This is a genomic window from Moraxella sp. DOX410, from assembly GCF_032248735.1.
Lineage (GTDB): Bacteria > Pseudomonadota > Gammaproteobacteria > Pseudomonadales > Moraxellaceae > Faucicola > Faucicola tetraodonis.
In genome coordinates this window covers 753,088-767,377 of record NZ_CP135138.1, presented here as the reverse complement: position 1 = coordinate 767,377, position 14,290 = coordinate 753,088, and the positions used below count along the sequence as shown (strand labels likewise).

General features: G+C 42.7%; 14 protein-coding genes. 10 read left to right on the top strand and 4 right to left on the bottom strand.

Annotation, left to right across the window (positions count from 1 at the left end):
• Positions 1-34 precede the first annotated feature (34 nt).
• Positions 35-859: a YdcF family protein gene (locus RNZ41_RS03515; protein ID WP_083710687.1), complete on the top strand. Its 825-nt coding sequence runs from the start codon at positions 35-37 to the stop codon at positions 857-859.
• On the opposite strand, the gene lolD is transcribed toward RNZ41_RS03515, so the two are convergent.
• Positions 856-1,533, bottom strand: a complete 678-nt coding sequence (gene lolD, locus RNZ41_RS03510; protein WP_065252985.1) for a lipoprotein-releasing ABC transporter ATP-binding protein LolD — start codon at positions 1,531-1,533, stop codon at positions 856-858. The genes RNZ41_RS03515 and lolD overlap by 4 nt on opposite strands.
• 9 nt (positions 1,534-1,542) lie before the next feature.
• Positions 1,543-2,778 (bottom strand): lipoprotein-releasing ABC transporter permease subunit, encoded by a 1,236-nt coding sequence (locus tag RNZ41_RS03505; protein WP_060994343.1) that lies wholly within the window; start codon positions 2,776-2,778, stop codon positions 1,543-1,545.
• 480 nt (positions 2,779-3,258) lie between these two features.
• Here RNZ41_RS03505 and RNZ41_RS03500 point away from each other — a divergent pair, with 480 nt between their 5' ends.
• Positions 3,259-4,236: a hypothetical protein gene (locus RNZ41_RS03500; protein WP_076773940.1), complete on the top strand. Its 978-nt coding sequence runs from the start codon at positions 3,259-3,261 to the stop codon at positions 4,234-4,236.
• Positions 4,237-4,509: 273 nt separating this feature from the next.
• Positions 4,510-4,791 (top strand): hypothetical protein, encoded by a 282-nt coding sequence (locus RNZ41_RS03495; protein ID WP_076773939.1) that lies wholly within the window; start codon positions 4,510-4,512, stop codon positions 4,789-4,791.
• Positions 4,792-4,826: 35 nt separating this feature from the next.
• On the opposite strand, the gene RNZ41_RS03490 is transcribed toward RNZ41_RS03495, so the two are convergent.
• Positions 4,827-5,216 carry an SCP2 sterol-binding domain-containing protein gene (locus RNZ41_RS03490; protein ID WP_076773938.1) on the bottom strand — a complete coding sequence of 130 codons (390 nt, stop codon included), beginning with the start codon at positions 5,214-5,216 and terminating at the stop codon, positions 4,827-4,829.
• 524 nt (positions 5,217-5,740) lie between these two features.
• Between RNZ41_RS03490 and ccoN the strand changes: the two genes are divergently transcribed.
• The 4 genes from ccoN to ccoP are packed head-to-tail and all read left to right on the top strand — an operon-like array spanning position 5,741 to position 9,189.
• Positions 5,741-7,213, top strand: coding sequence for a cytochrome-c oxidase, cbb3-type subunit I (gene ccoN / locus RNZ41_RS03485; RefSeq protein ID WP_314027590.1), 1,473 nt, complete (start codon positions 5,741-5,743; stop codon positions 7,211-7,213).
• A 10-nt stretch (positions 7,214-7,223) separates the two neighbouring features.
• Positions 7,224-7,841, top strand: a complete 618-nt coding sequence (gene ccoO / locus RNZ41_RS03480; protein WP_060994339.1) for a cytochrome-c oxidase, cbb3-type subunit II — start codon at positions 7,224-7,226, stop codon at positions 7,839-7,841.
• Positions 7,841-8,014, top strand: coding sequence for a cbb3-type cytochrome oxidase subunit 3 (locus RNZ41_RS03475; protein WP_050325699.1), 174 nt, complete (start codon positions 7,841-7,843; stop codon positions 8,012-8,014). Before ccoO ends, RNZ41_RS03475 begins: the two co-directional genes overlap by 1 nt.
• On the top strand, positions 8,011-9,189 hold the full coding sequence (gene ccoP / locus RNZ41_RS03470) for a cytochrome-c oxidase, cbb3-type subunit III (RefSeq protein ID WP_312384236.1): 1,179 nt from the start codon (positions 8,011-8,013) through the stop codon (positions 9,187-9,189). Before RNZ41_RS03475 ends, ccoP begins: the two co-directional genes overlap by 4 nt.
• Before the next feature lie 84 nt (positions 9,190-9,273).
• Here ccoP and RNZ41_RS03465 read toward each other — a convergent pair whose 3' ends face one another.
• Positions 9,274-9,627 carry a Spx/MgsR family RNA polymerase-binding regulatory protein gene (locus RNZ41_RS03465; RefSeq protein ID WP_201666031.1) on the bottom strand — a complete coding sequence of 118 codons (354 nt, stop codon included), beginning with the start codon at positions 9,625-9,627 and terminating at the stop codon, positions 9,274-9,276.
• Positions 9,628-9,722: 95 nt separating this feature from the next.
• Here RNZ41_RS03465 and leuS point away from each other — a divergent pair, with 95 nt between their 5' ends.
• The 3 genes from leuS to holA all read left to right on the top strand — a co-directional run bounded on the left by leuS (position 9,723) and on the right by holA (position 14,136).
• Positions 9,723-12,383, top strand: coding sequence for a leucine--tRNA ligase (gene leuS / locus RNZ41_RS03460; protein WP_314027589.1), 2,661 nt, complete (start codon positions 9,723-9,725; stop codon positions 12,381-12,383).
• Between the two features lie 136 nt (positions 12,384-12,519).
• Positions 12,520-13,086, top strand: a complete 567-nt coding sequence (locus tag RNZ41_RS03455) for an LPS-assembly lipoprotein LptE (RefSeq protein WP_312116410.1) — start codon at positions 12,520-12,522, stop codon at positions 13,084-13,086.
• 30 nt (positions 13,087-13,116) lie between these two features.
• Complete coding sequence (holA, locus tag RNZ41_RS03450; protein ID WP_314027588.1) at positions 13,117-14,136, top strand: DNA polymerase III subunit delta; 1,020 nt, start codon at positions 13,117-13,119, stop codon at positions 14,134-14,136.
• Positions 14,137-14,290: the final 154 nt, after the last annotated feature.

Here is a 14,290-nt window from a genome sequence, read left to right as displayed (position 1 = left end):
AAAACAAATAGCAACTTTTGGAAATTATTAATCGATGTTGACTCAATTGATTAGCGGCAATGACAATACCTCAGCCGTAGGGAAAAAAAGTATTCAAATCAGTCTAGGGATTGCAGGATTAATACTGGTTATTGACTGCGGGCTATTGCTGGTCAATCGTGTTTTTCATATTGGCACCCTAGTGCCATTGGGCATAGGGCTAATTTTTTTAGGCCATGCGGTATATTGGGAGCGTATCCAACTTTATTTGGCGTCACAGCCGTCATTAAAAAAACTATGGCAGCTGATTTGGCTATTATTTTTTGTATGGTTGATAAGTTTTTGTGTCTTTGTCAGCTATTTAAAACAGCACTTTAATACCGATAACCATCCTAAAGCAGCGCAAGCGATTATTGTCTTAGGTGGCGGAACAAAAGATAATAAGCCGACCGATGCGGTAAAACTGCGGTTGGATAAAGCATCTGAAGTCATCAAGCGTTTTGCAAACGCAGTTGTGATAACCAGTGGTGGTTTTGATGCGGGGGAGGATGTCAGTGAAGCCAAAGCGATGGCGGACTATTTACATGACACCTATGGTATAAGCTTAGCGCATATTGCGCTTGAAGAACAAAGCACCAGCACCGAGCTCAACTTTGTCAATAGTAAAACGATTTTAGCGCAGCAAGGGATTGCCTTAAATCAACCGATAATCGCAGTCACCAGTGATTTTCACACCTTGCGCGCAAGCCTTATTGGCAAACGACAAGGATATACCAATTTACAGGTAGTCGGGTCTGACACTCCTTGGTATATCCGTCCAAATGTGTGGTTTCGCGAATACTTTGCTTTTATCAGCGGCTGGCTACTCGATGAGTATTAAGCCACCCACGTGCCATTTTGTAAGGCCAATTGCTTATCCGCCAACTGCGCCAATTGCCGGTCATGGGTGACCATCAACAGCGCGGTATTAAAATCTTTTTGTAGTTCTGAGAGGATTTCAAACACCGCCTGCGCATTGGCGTAGTCTAAGTTCCCTGTGGGTTCATCTGCCAGTATCAATGAAGGCTTTGTCACCAGCGCCCTGGCAATCGCCACCCGTTGACGTTCACCGCCAGACAGCTCGCCTGGGCGATGCGTCAACCGATGCCCCAACCCTACTTTTTCCAATAATTCAATAGACTGTTGACGCGCCGTTGCGATTGGCACTGCTTTTCGCATCAATAGCGGCATTGCTACATTTTCAATGGCAGTAAACTCCGCTAACAAATGGTGAAACTGATAGATAAAGCCCAAATGCTGGTTACGAAGCTCACCGCGCTGGGTTTCATTGAGATCATTGATGCGTTGCCCATGTAACCAAACTTCCCCACTGGTCGGCACATCTAAGCCACCCAAGATATGTAGCAAGGTACTTTTACCCGACCCGCTCGTGCCAACAATGGCAATGCGCTCGCCACTGTTAATACTGATATCCAAATGATTGAGCACATTCGTGGTGGTTTTACCATCTTGATAGGTCTTGGTAATATTGTTTCCTGTTAAAATCGCCGTCATGGCTCACTCCTATTCATAACGCAATGTTTGAGCCGGTTGGATGCTAGCTGCTCGGCGTGCTGGATAAATGGTTGCCACAAAACTTATTACCAGTGAGGCTGCCACGATGATGGCTACGTCTTTCCATTCAAGTTGTGAAGGTAAATAGTTGACAAAATACGCATCAAATAAATGTAACCCAAATAAACTATTAATACCGCCTACCACATCGCTCACGGTCAACGCTAAAATCACGCCCAAAATAGTTCCCGCGACGGTACCAATCACCCCGATAAACAATCCTTGCACCATAAACACTTGGGTGATGAGCTTAGGCGACGCACCAAAGGTTTTTAAAATCGCAATGTCCGCCTTTTTATCAGTCACCAGCATCACTAAGGATGAGACGATGTTAAATGCAGCAACCAAAATAATCAAAAACAGCAATAACCCCACCATGGCTTTTTCCATTTGGATGGCACCAAATAAATTCCCATGCGTCGATGTCCAGTCACTAGGCATAAGCATATTGGGTGCAAGGCTCGCTGCTTGCTGAGCCACTTGTGGTGCGGCAAACAAATCCTTTAGCTTCATGCGAATACCTTGCGCCCCCGCAGGCAGACGCAATAACGTAGCCGCATCATTCATCGGGATGAATGCCATAATATTGTTGACTTCAGGGCTAATGTCATACACCCCAGTGACGGTAAAACGCTTGAAGCGCGGAATCACGCCAGCAGGCGATGGCGAAGCTTCTGGCAACACCAAAGTGACCATATCGCCTTGTTTCACCCCCAGTGAATCCGCCATTTGCTTGCCAATCACAATGTCAAATTGACCTGCTTTTAGACTATCGACACTACCACTTTCCATATGCTGATGAATAATCGAGACTTTTTTCTCATAGCTTGGCTCAATACCTGTCACCATGATACCAGCAACTTGTCCATTTGCGGTGAGCATACCCTGTAATTGGATAAAAGGTGCGACGGCTTCAACTTTGGGGTTTTTTTGAATCGTTTGCGCTAGCGTCTGCCAATTTGGGATAATTTCACTGGCAGTGACAGTGGCTTGCGGTACCATCCCCAAAATACGACTCTTGAGTTCGCGGTCAAAGCCATTCATCACCGATAACACGGTAATGAGCACAGCGACGCCAAGCGTCAAACCCACCATTGAAATCAAAGAAATAAAAGAAATAAATCGGTTACTTCGCTCAGCACGGGTATACCGTAATCCTAAAAACAAAGCCAACGGTCGAAACATAGCATTCCTAAAAATTATCACTATTTTGATGATACAAGCAGGCAAAGAAATAGCTTATGTCTAAAACTATTATTCAAGCCTGCTAAAAGCGTGTTAGTCTGACACATTTTTTTACCATTTTGGCAAAAGTTTTTTTGCAATTTTGCTAAAAATTCGCAGAATCAAACATATCTGCGCAATAAATTGTGGATGTTTTAAGCAAAATAAGGTGAAAAAATTCTGCATGTCCCCATTAACATAGCAGAATTAAATTTCATCCCTGCTTAATCAAGGGTTAATCCATTGTTAACAGATAGGTTAATAGATGATACTCGTTAATTTAATCGGGATGATTTGAAGGCTCATATTAGCCTATTGATAGCTGATAATGTAATCATTAAAATTTTGATAAATATCGTGACAGCTGTTTAGTTTATTAAGTTTGTTTGCAACATAAGCCTGTTGTTACTGATAAACCTGTTGTTACTTAAAGGACGTCTTATGACCAATACTCACCAACCCCCTTCTTCAAATGCCCCCAATACGATTAGTCTAAACTGTGATCAAGTGGTTGGTCATGCAGATCACTGGTCATGTTTTACTAATAATATTCCCGATGACGTCCCAAATTGGTTGCAATCGCATATCGATACTGCCACCATGCCTACCCCACTAAAGACTACCAACGCTACGTCTTCGCATATTTTACTATCGGGTAATCAGCCAATTCATGTCAATCAAGTGATTGAAATTGATAGTAATCGCTCACCCAAACGTTTGATTAATGCGTTTCCTTGTGTCAATAGTCCTTATGGGCAATGGGTCACTATTGAAGGTGTCTATAAATGTGACAATCAGATAGAGGCAATTTTGCGCTTAAAAACTGATGACAATACCGTGCTGTATGTATTTGACCAGTATTATGCCATCAATGCGCACAACTATGAAAAAAATCACCGCTACTTAATCAATCTGAGTGCATTTGCTTACAACGTAAGCTTGAGTAACCGCTCAGAAACCATTGTGGTTGATGACCCTGAAGCGATTCGCTATCACCGCGCTTTTAATGATATTTTGACCAAAAATAATAACGTTGCGCCAAAAGACCTTGAAGCCCAAATCGCCGCTTGGCAACCTAGCGAAAACGACTTGCCGCTGGAGCCAATTGAAATCAACGTCGGTCACATGTGTGCTTATTTATTTGGTGAAACCATCGGTCAACAAGATGAAGCTTGGTGTCAAGGTCAAATTATTGGCAAACAGACTGCCAGCTTTAATGGCGTTGAATTTGTATTGCTTGATGTGGTGATATTACGTGAAAGCCTTGATAATCCTGTTGTTATTCGTTTAGCGGTCAACGCCGATAACATCGACTCAACCATTCAAGTCAATGACTATATTCAAGCCAACATCTGGCTACAGGGCGCTATTTTTATGGAAAATCAGAAAAAAGCAGCCACCAATTATAGAGCGTTTTAAGCCTTTCCCCGCTAAAATCATTGGTTAAATTTCTCGAAGCCACTGCCGACTATGACAGTGGCTTTATTATTTTGTAAATAAATGTAAATTTTGCCCTTTATTTTATTTAATTCATTGAATTGACTATAATTTTATATTATCGTTATTTTAAATTTGATTTTAATCAATTTTTATCAATCAACGTCATAAATTCTATAGCGGCTCAACCGCCTACCCAATATCAGCCGCTAGCGTTTTGTGAGTGTTCTATCAGTTATTTTGGGAAGATGACCCATGCCAAATCAGTCGACTAAATCCGCAGTTTCTACTTCAGACGCTATCCAAGCCCAGACTGGATTGGTAAATCACAGCCCACTCCGACTATCTACTCAAACGACCTTAGCACCCCAAACCACCTTAGCCACTCAAACTAGCCCAGTCAATGGTCTGATGGTTTATACCACAGCTTTGCTACTGTATCCTACCCAAGCGCCCGATAAAAAAAATCACCGAATATTATCGATGATTTTCTTTGTGCTCGGGGTGTTAGTGATATTTCGCTTAACACACGGATGATGCTAGCAATAACATCTATTATGCTATTAACCCGATTACACTTGTGTATTGGCTAAGATGTCTTTGAAAAGCTGTTTTTGCTCAGCGCTTGGGCTTGCAGTTTGGATAGACATTAATTGTCCCATATCGCCTTCGACACGGATTTTGCCAGACATAAAGGCTTCCATCGCACGGTTCATATCACGATCTAAAAATATCGCTTTTAAGGTATCGGCATCAAGTTTTAAGGTGGTTAAAGCGCCATCTTTTAAACCTTGATGAATCGTACCATCGTAAAAAGCTGCATTGACTTCTTGATTGTCGCTATCGGTGACTTGTAAATTAATCGTCATATTTTTAATCGCGGGTGGGAGATTTAGGTCACCTGCTTTGTTAGTTAATTCGTCAACTTTATCAAACCATTCTTGTGTTAAAATTTTAGCCATTTTAAATCCTCATTGTCGTTAGTTGTATTAGAACTTGTGCATCTTACCGAGATTTTGTAAGAATGACAATTCTCTAACCCATAATAAACCTATTTATAGAACAACGATAATGGCGCTCGGTTAACCATTTTTAGCATTGTTACTAGATAGTGTATGGGATGTTAAAAAAAATCCCCACAATTTACATGGTTTTTTTTATTTTTCATATTATAATAGTTGGTGTGTAATTTTTTTTTGCGGTATGAACGTTACATTAGATGATATTTAGCAAAGATTAAGTTACAATACTTGGTGAGAATCGTGAGTTTGAGCCTATTTTACTGCTTGTAAATTTACTGTTTTGCGTCAAGATTTAGCCGCTAATTTCTTTAAAATTCATCGTGAAACTAGCCACTAAACAGTTAGCCTATCTTATAAAAAAATAACTAGTGCCAACGTATCTGACCTGATAGTTTTATTGACAGGCACAAAGGAGATTTCTGCTTAAACTTGTTGATAATATAGGCTGTAAAGGAAATCATCGAATGAATTTACAAAACACAGCAATACCTATTACCGATGATTATGAAGTGGACATCATTAAGTTGTTCTCAATCATGGCGGTAGTATATGGTATTATCGGTATGGCAATTGGGGTGTTCATTGCATCACAATTGGCATGGCCTGCCCTCAATTTTGGTATCCCTTGGCTAACATTTAGCCACTTGCGTCCATTGCACACCAACGCGGTGATTTTTGCATTTGGTGGTTGTGCGTTATTCGCAACTTCATATTATATCGTTCAAAGAACGTGTAAAACGCGTTTATTCGCACCTTATCTAGCCTGGTTCACCTTTTGGGGATGGAACCTTGTTATTGTTGCCGCAATTATTACCCTACCCTTGGGTTTAACCTCAACTAAAGAATATGCTGAGCTTGAATGGCCCATTGATATTTTAATTGCCGTGGTGTGGATATCTTATGCTATTGTGTTTTTTGGTACGTTATTGAAACGCAAAACCTCGCATATCTATGTTGCTAACTGGTTCTTTGCTGCATTTATTTTGACCATTGCGTTACTGCATATTGTCAATAGTATGTCAATCCCTCTGAGCTTTTGGAAGTCATATTCCTTGTTTGGCGGTGCAACTGACGCTATGGTGCAATGGTGGTATGGTCACAACGCCGTAGGTTTTTACTTAACAGCCGCGTTTTTGGGTATGATGTATTACTTTGTGCCTGTACAGATCGGTCGTCCTATTTACTCTTATCGTTTATCTATTATCCACTTTTGGGCGTTAATTGCGTCTTATATGTGGGCGGGTGGTCACCATCTTCACTATTCAGCACTCCCTGACTGGGCACAGTCTTTAGGGATGGTATTCTCAATCATTTTATTTGCGCCTTCATGGGGCGGTATGATTAATGGTGTACTTACCTTATCTGGCAGCTGGGATAAACTTCGCACAGACCCTATTATTCGTTTCTTGATTGTTGCACTGTCCTTCTATGCGATGTCAACGTTTGAAGGTCCGATGATGTCAATCAAAACTGTCAATGCGTTATCCCACAATACTGACTGGACCGTTGGTCACGTGCATTCTGGTGCGTTAGGCTGGGTTGGTATGATTACCGTTGGTTCATTATATGTATTGATTCCACGTATTTGGAACAAACAAAAAATGTATTCAACTGATTTAATCACCACGCACTTTTGGCTGGCTACGGCAGGTACTATTTTCTACATCGTATCGCTTTGGATTTCAGGTATTGGTCAAGGTATGATGTGGCGTGCTACAAATCCAGATGGAACGCTGGTATATAGTTTCGTTGATACTGTCTTGTTCTCGCACTATCCTTACATTGGTCGTGCATTTGGTGGTTTATTGTATGTCACAGGTATGGTCGTCATGGCTTACAACGTCTACAAAACTATCACGATGCCAAGCACTAAAACTGTTGAAGTAGCGGATACCACTACACCTGTAGTAGAAACTGCTACCGTAAAACAGATTTAAGGAGAGACTCATGCAACTCAATCATGAAATTATTGAAAAAAACACGGGTCTTTTAGTTATCCTAATCGTTGTAGCTATTAGTTTTGCGACTTTGGTAGAAATCGTGCCATTGATTTATACCAAAGAAGTTAACCAACCTTTGCCCAATATGAAGCCATGGACTGCCCTTGAGATGGAAGGTCGTGATATTTATATTCGTGAAGGCTGTCACGTCTGTCATACCCAAATGGTTCGTCCTCTTCGGGCTGAAGTGGAACGCTATGGACCTTACTCGCGCGCAGCTGAATCCGCTTGGGATCATCCCTTCTTATGGGGTTCTAAACGTACTGGACCTGATCTTGCGCGTGTGGGCGGACGCTATTCTGATGACTGGCAACGTGAACACTTGATTAACCCACAATCATTGGTACCTGAGTCTGTGATGCCATCATTTGCTTGGTTAGCAAAAAATGACGTTAACCCTAAAGAAGTACAAGCAAAAATGCGTCTATTCCGTGACCATTTTGGTGTGCCTTATAGCGATGCTGATATTGCAGGTGCACCTGATGCGGTACAAGGTAAAACTGAGCTCGATGCTGTTGTTGCATATTTACAACAACTGGGCACTGCAATGAAAGGTCAACGTTAATGTTGGGCACATTACACAGTATCGCAACGGTCGCAGCGTTTATCGCTTTTATTGCGATTGTTTGGTGGGCTTACTCGCCAAAGAATCGCAAACGATTTGAAGAAGATGCAAAACTTGCGTTAGATGACGAAGACCTAACAGGTGCATCACAACGCAATAAGGATAAAAAATGAGTGGATTTTGGAGTTTTTGGATAACCCTATTTTCCATCGCTTGTTGGGCTTGGATTTTGTTCTGGTTAGTCGGTGTATTGGGTTATCGCCCAAAAATGTCGGATGACGGTACCACAGGCCATGAATACGATGGTATCCAAGAGTTTGACCGTCCATTACCAAAATGGTGGTTAGTAATCTTTTGGGGTTCATTAGCTTGGGCACTACTATACATGCTATTGTTCCCATCAGTAATGCCAGGCTCATGGAAAGGTATTACTACGGTAAAAGTAGATGGTCAAGATGTTCCTTGGACCAGTGCTAATGAATTAGCATCCGATCTTGAGCGCAATAATGCTGTATTTACTGGCACGTTCAATGATAAAATCTTAAAAGACAAAGCAGTAACGGCGCAAATTGACAGCCTTGCTAAATTACAAGCGCAGCAAGCTAAAAATGCAGAACCGAATGCCGAATTAAAATCGCAAATTGATAAAGGTATTGTAGGACTGGCACCTGCCGTTCTAAAACTCTCTCAAGATCCTCAAGCGATTAAAATTGGTCAGCGTTTGTTCTTACAAAACTGTTCAGTGTGTCATGGCTCACAAGCGCATGGTGCACCCGGTTATCCAAACTTGACGGACAATGACTGGATTTATGGCGGTACACCCGATAAAATCTTGTTAACCCTTAATCATGGTCGCGTCGGTGGTATGCCAGCTTGGAAAGCGCAGATTGGCGAAGATGGTGTTCGCGCCGCAGCTGAATACGTTTTGTCACTATCACCCGGTCATGGTTCAAAAGAAAATGGTCAGTTGAACCAAACTTTGGTTAATCAAGGTAAGGCTATTTTTGATACCAACTGTGCGGTATGTCACGGTAAAGATGGTAAAGGTAACCATGATATCGGTGCGGTGAATCTTACGGATGACATTTGGTTATATGGTGGCGACCGTGAAACGGTTCGTACTACGTTACGTAACGGCCGTGCCGGTGTGATGCCACATTGGGATACCAAATTGGGTAACGAGCGTATTATGTTATTGGCGGCGTATGTTTATTCATTAAGCGATCACAAACAAGACGCTTCTGTGATGACGCCACAAACTATCGTCAATAAGGAACGTGGTGCAGCCTCTACCCCAGTTGAAACTGCAAATGCGGTAAAATCTGCGGTTGCTAGTGTGGTAAAGTAATTTTTACCCGCCACTTAAAAAAGCGAGTTTTAGTTACTCGCTTTTTTATTGGCGATTGACTTGTCCCTCTTTACTTGCCTAGTTTTACATGCCTAGTTTTTCAAAGGCAGTTTCATCAAAACCAATGATTAACTCATTGTTTGAGACGACAATCGGGCGCTTAATCATACTTGGCTTAGCCACCATCATATCTAACGCAGCATCCACATCTTGCTTTATTTGGGCTTTTTGCGCATCGCTAAGTTTGCGGTAGGTTGTGCCTTTGCTATTCATGATTTTGTCGATACCAACTGTTTCGACCCAATGTGCTAATGTCGGTTTATTTATCGCCTGTTTTTTATAGTCAAAAAATTCATACTCCAAACCCAGTGCAGTTAATTTATCAAACGCCTTTTTCATGGTGCTACAATTTTTGATACCGTAGATGGTGATGCTCATATTGGCTCCTTTTTTTATCGCAATTTTTACGGTTTTACGCTATGCTATGGGGCTTAAAATACCTTCCCATTCAAATACTGCAAATTCAGACCATTATGAGTAATTCAGCTTTAACCAGTCAATACCAACCCCAAGAGATTGAGCCCGCCCAACAACAAAAATGGGAACAGCAAAATCGCTATCAAGTAAATAATGCGGCATCTGATAAGCCGTCACGTTATTTGCTGTCTATGTTTCCCTACCCCAGTGGCAAGCTGCATATGGGGCACGTGCGCAACTACACGATTAGTGATGTGTTGAGCCGTTACTATCGGTTAAAGGGTTATGAAGTATTGCAGCCAATGGGCTGGGATGCGTTTGGTATGCCTGCAGAAAATGCAGCGATTGCCAACGCTGTCGCCCCTGCTGCGTGGACGTTTTCAAACATTGATAACATGCGCGCGCAGCTTAAATCATTAGGACTATCGATTGACTGGTCACGTGAATTTGCCACTTGTACGCCAGAATACTATAAGTGGGAACAATGGCTATTTGTACAACTGTTCAAAAAAGGCTTGGTCTACAAAAAACTCTCAACGGTGAATTGGGACCCTGTTGATAATACCGTCCTTGCCAATGAGCAAGTGGTGGATGGTCGCGGTTGGCGCTCAGGTGCGCTAATTGAAAAACGCGAAATCCCCATGTACTACTTTAATATCACCGCCTATGCAGACGAGCTGTTAAATGATTTGGATAAGCTAGAAGGTCATTGGCCGCAGCAAGTAATTACCATGCAGCGCAACTGGATTGGTCGCTCTGAAGGCATGGAAATTCATTTTCCCTATATCTTAAATGGTGAAGAAAAAACCTTAGATGTATTTACTACCCGCCCAGATACCTTAATGGGCGTGACTTATGTATCGGTGGCAGCTGAGCATCCACTAGCAAAACACGCTGCTGCGACAAATCCTGCCCTACAAAGCTTTATTGAAGCCTGCAAAAAAGGCTCAGTTGCCGAAGCAGACTTAGCCAAAGCTGAAAAAATGGGTATGGATACGGGTCTGACTGTCACCCATCCGTTGACAGGTGAGCAAGTGCCTGTTTGGGTCGCTAACTACGTATTAATGAGCTACGGTTCTGGCGCTGTCATGGCAGTCCCTGCGCATGATGAACGCGACTTTGAATTTGCCAATAAATACCAGTTACCTATCAAACAAGTGATTGACCTAGACGAACATCATAAGCAAGGTCAACAGTTTGATGCGACGACTTGGCAAGACTGGTATGGCGATAAGCAAAATGGCGTGGCTATTAACTCGGGTGAGTTAGACGGTTTAAATTTTAAACAAGCCTTTGACAAAATCTTAACCCAACTTGAGCCAAAAGGCTTGGGTAAAAAAACCATCAATTATCGGCTACGCGATTGGGGAGTATCTCGTCAGCGTTATTGGGGTTGCCCAATTCCGGTTATCAACTGTGCCGACTGCGGTACAGTACCTGTTCCTGAAAGTCAGCTGCCTGTGGTATTACCTTTAGATGTGGTACCCGATGGGCGTGGCAATCCCCTCAACAATCTTGCTTCATTTACCGATGTCAACTGCCCATGTTGCGGCAAGCCTGCCAAACGCGAAACCGATACCTTTGATACTTTTGTAGAATCAAGCTGGTATTACGCGCGTTTTGCATCACCCAATTATACCGATGGGATGATTAATAAAGTCGCGGCCGATAAATGGCTACCTGTAGATCAATATGTAGGTGGTGTTGAGCACGCCGTGTTACACTTACTGTATGCGCGTTTTTTCCACAAGCTCATGCGTGATGAAGGCTTGGTGCAAGGTGATGAACCTTTTGCCAATTTACTCACCCAAGGCATGGTCTTGGCGGGTACTTATCTTCGCGAAAATGCCGATGGTAGCAAATCCTATTACTTTCCAGAAGAAGTTGATATCCGCTACAACGATAAAGGTCAGCCCATCGAAGCGACCTTAAAAGCCGATGGTCAGCCTGTCAAAATTGGCAAAATCGAGAAAATGTCGAAGTCAAAAAACAATGGTGTCGACCCACAAGCGACCATTGATCAATATGGCGCAGATACGGTTCGACTTTACACCATGTTTACCGCGCCTGTCGACCAGACGCTTGAATGGATTGACGACGGTCTAAAGGGTCCGTATAACTTTTTGAAAAAAGTATGGCGTTATACCATCGAGCATGGTGACACACTGGCACAACAATCTTTAACCGCAGCAACGCTATCGGTGAGTGACGCCCAGTCGCTTAGTAAAGCCGCTAAAAATCTACGCCGTAAAACACATGATACGATCGGCAAATTAGATGACGCCTTTGGTAAAAACTTGGCGCTCAATACGCCTGTGTCATTTTTAATGGAGCTGTCTAACGAACTCACCGCGTTTGACATTCGTTCAGACAGCGATTTGGCGGTAGCCAATGAAGCACTTATAACATTATTGACCTTGCTCACCATGTACGCGCCGCACATGGCAGAAGTCCTACTTGAGGATTTAGGGATTGATGTGATGACACTAACCTATCCAACCGTTGATACTTCAGCCTTGGTACAAGACACTATCACCATGGTGGTGCAAGTCAACGGCAAAATCCGTGGTCAAATGGAGGTGGCGCCAAACAGTGACAGCGATTGGTTAAAAGCCGAAGCCAAACAACTCGACAGCGTCGCTAAATTTATCACCGGCGATATCGTCAAAGAAATCGTGGTGCCCAATAAATTGGTCAATATTGTGGTAAAAGCCTAATTGATTATAAGGGCTTATTGGCAACCTAAGCCCTTTTTTACCCTGAAGCTTTATAATAACTTGAAGCTTCATAATAAAGTGTTATCACAAGCAATACCGACAATCATAGATGGGTAACTAACAGACAGGTAACTATATGAATCAGCCATTTCTTCGTATCTTCCTAAGCAGTGTGTTACTGACGCAGCTACCTGCCTGTGGTTTTCATCTACGCGGGTATGATGCGCCTATGTCACAGAATATCCCAACCACTGAGCTGATTTTTAACAACACGCCTGAAGCCTATGCGGTTAAAAATGCGTTAAAAAAACAACTCGACCAACTAAGCATTAACACTCAAGATAGGGTGATTGATAAAAATGCAACCACCCAATCAAATGACGCCTTGCCTGCCAGTATTGAAGTCAAAAACATTCGCCTGCAAAACTACCAGCTACGCGGTATTTTGACCGAAATTCGCATGGTGCTAAGCGCAGAGGTGAGCTATCGCGCCATTGAAAATGGTCAACCCCGCACGCTGACCAATACGATTCAAGTACAGCGCAGTTATCAGTATGACCAAGGCGTGGTAGCGACCGACAATCCCCAAGCTGAGCAAATTAAAGTATGGTTGTATGACAACCTGGCGCAGCGTATTGCTGACCAATATGTCGCACTGAGCCTTCCAAAAATCACCAAAGTGCCGACCGCCACCACCCCCTAACCTAATTGATACTTAATTGATAACACGCTGATGCAGTACAATTTTTTAAATGCCTTTCAACATCTCAAAAATAGGCAAGACCCCGCCACTGGGGTGTGGCTAATGCATGGCGATGAAGAGTTGTTGTCACAGTGGCTGATAGAAAAAATGTCGCCAAATTGGCGGCAACATAATATGGCAATTTCGCGCATGGATATTACCAGCGCCAAATCATGGCAAGCGGTTTTGGCAGAGCTGAACAGTCTGTCACTGTTTGACGACAACAAAGCCATTGTCGTTCATAGTAATCATAAACCTGATAAAGAGGCGTTAGCAGAATTAGCGCAATTTGCGACGAGTAATCAGAGCAATTGCTTAGTCATTATCAGTGATAAATACGATAAGAAAAGCCAAAGCAGTGCGTTTTTTTCGCTTTGCGATAAATTTGGTCACGTCATCGAATGTCATCTTTATCAAGAACAGCAACGCGAACAACTGCTACAGCAACACGCGCAAGACTTTGGGCTCGAACTCACCAAACCCGCTTGGCAAATGCTGATGGCACAAACTCAGCATAATTTGCTGGCAGCTTACCAAAGTCTGTGGCGACTCTCCTATCTTTATGCTACAACAGATGCGAATCCTCCTACCCATTTCGTGACCATCGATGAGTCTCAGCTGTTTGATGGGTTGGTGAGTCAATCTATGTTTACCACCTTTGATTTATCGGATGCCATGTTGGCAGGTGATATCGCGCAGGTTGCAAAAATCTTACAGCAACTCAAAGCCAGTGAAGAACCAGAGAGTTTGGTGTTATGGATGATAGCCAAAGACATGCGCAATATTTTAAGCTTGCAATCAGGGGCAAGCTATCAAAGCCTCGGCATTTGGCAAAGTAAGCAACAGCTGTATAGTAAAGCCCTGCATCGTCATTCCCATGACGCCACCCGAAACTGGTCGGATGCACTGTACAAAGCCGACCAAGCCATCAAAGGTCTGGTGCAACAACCTGCTTGGGAGCTGCTCTACCAACTCGCTTTTCGCCTAGCGGGTCAACCATTATTTCATTAGTTGCTTTAAAAGTTACTTTTAAAGTTGCTTTTAAAAATGCTTCGCAACCTTTGCAGATTTTCGAACAGCACGCCCATCAAGTCACCGTACAATCCACTATCCCCAAATTTTTAATGCATTTTTCTTACTCATAACATTTATTTTATAATCCAGT

What these genes read in the sequence shown, in the direction of transcription:
- RNZ41_RS03515 (WP_083710687.1), top strand. Translation starts at nt 35, where the DNA reads ATGTTGACTCAATTGATTAGCGGCAATGACAATACCTCAGCCGTAGGG.
- lolD (WP_065252985.1), bottom strand. Translation starts at nt 1,533, where the DNA reads ATGACGGCGATTTTAACAGGAAACAATATTACCAAGACCTATCAAGAT.
- RNZ41_RS03505 (WP_060994343.1), bottom strand. Translation starts at nt 2,778, where the DNA reads ATGTTTCGACCGTTGGCTTTGTTTTTAGGATTACGGTATACCCGTGCT.
- RNZ41_RS03500 (WP_076773940.1), top strand. Translation starts at nt 3,259, where the DNA reads ATGACCAATACTCACCAACCCCCTTCTTCAAATGCCCCCAATACGATT.
- RNZ41_RS03495 (WP_076773939.1), top strand. Translation starts at nt 4,510, where the DNA reads ATGCCAAATCAGTCGACTAAATCCGCAGTTTCTACTTCAGACGCTATC.
- RNZ41_RS03490 (WP_076773938.1), bottom strand. Translation starts at nt 5,216, where the DNA reads ATGGCTAAAATTTTAACACAAGAATGGTTTGATAAAGTTGACGAATTA.
- ccoN (WP_314027590.1), top strand. Translation starts at nt 5,741, where the DNA reads ATGAATTTACAAAACACAGCAATACCTATTACCGATGATTATGAAGTG.
- ccoO (WP_060994339.1), top strand. Translation starts at nt 7,224, where the DNA reads ATGCAACTCAATCATGAAATTATTGAAAAAAACACGGGTCTTTTAGTT.
- RNZ41_RS03475 (WP_050325699.1), top strand. Translation starts at nt 7,841, where the DNA reads ATGTTGGGCACATTACACAGTATCGCAACGGTCGCAGCGTTTATCGCT.
- ccoP (WP_312384236.1), top strand. Translation starts at nt 8,011, where the DNA reads ATGAGTGGATTTTGGAGTTTTTGGATAACCCTATTTTCCATCGCTTGT.
- RNZ41_RS03465 (WP_201666031.1), bottom strand. Translation starts at nt 9,627, where the DNA reads ATGAGCATCACCATCTACGGTATCAAAAATTGTAGCACCATGAAAAAG.
- leuS (WP_314027589.1), top strand. Translation starts at nt 9,723, where the DNA reads ATGAGTAATTCAGCTTTAACCAGTCAATACCAACCCCAAGAGATTGAG.
- RNZ41_RS03455 (WP_312116410.1), top strand. Translation starts at nt 12,520, where the DNA reads ATGAATCAGCCATTTCTTCGTATCTTCCTAAGCAGTGTGTTACTGACG.
- holA (WP_314027588.1), top strand. Translation starts at nt 13,117, where the DNA reads ATGCAGTACAATTTTTTAAATGCCTTTCAACATCTCAAAAATAGGCAA.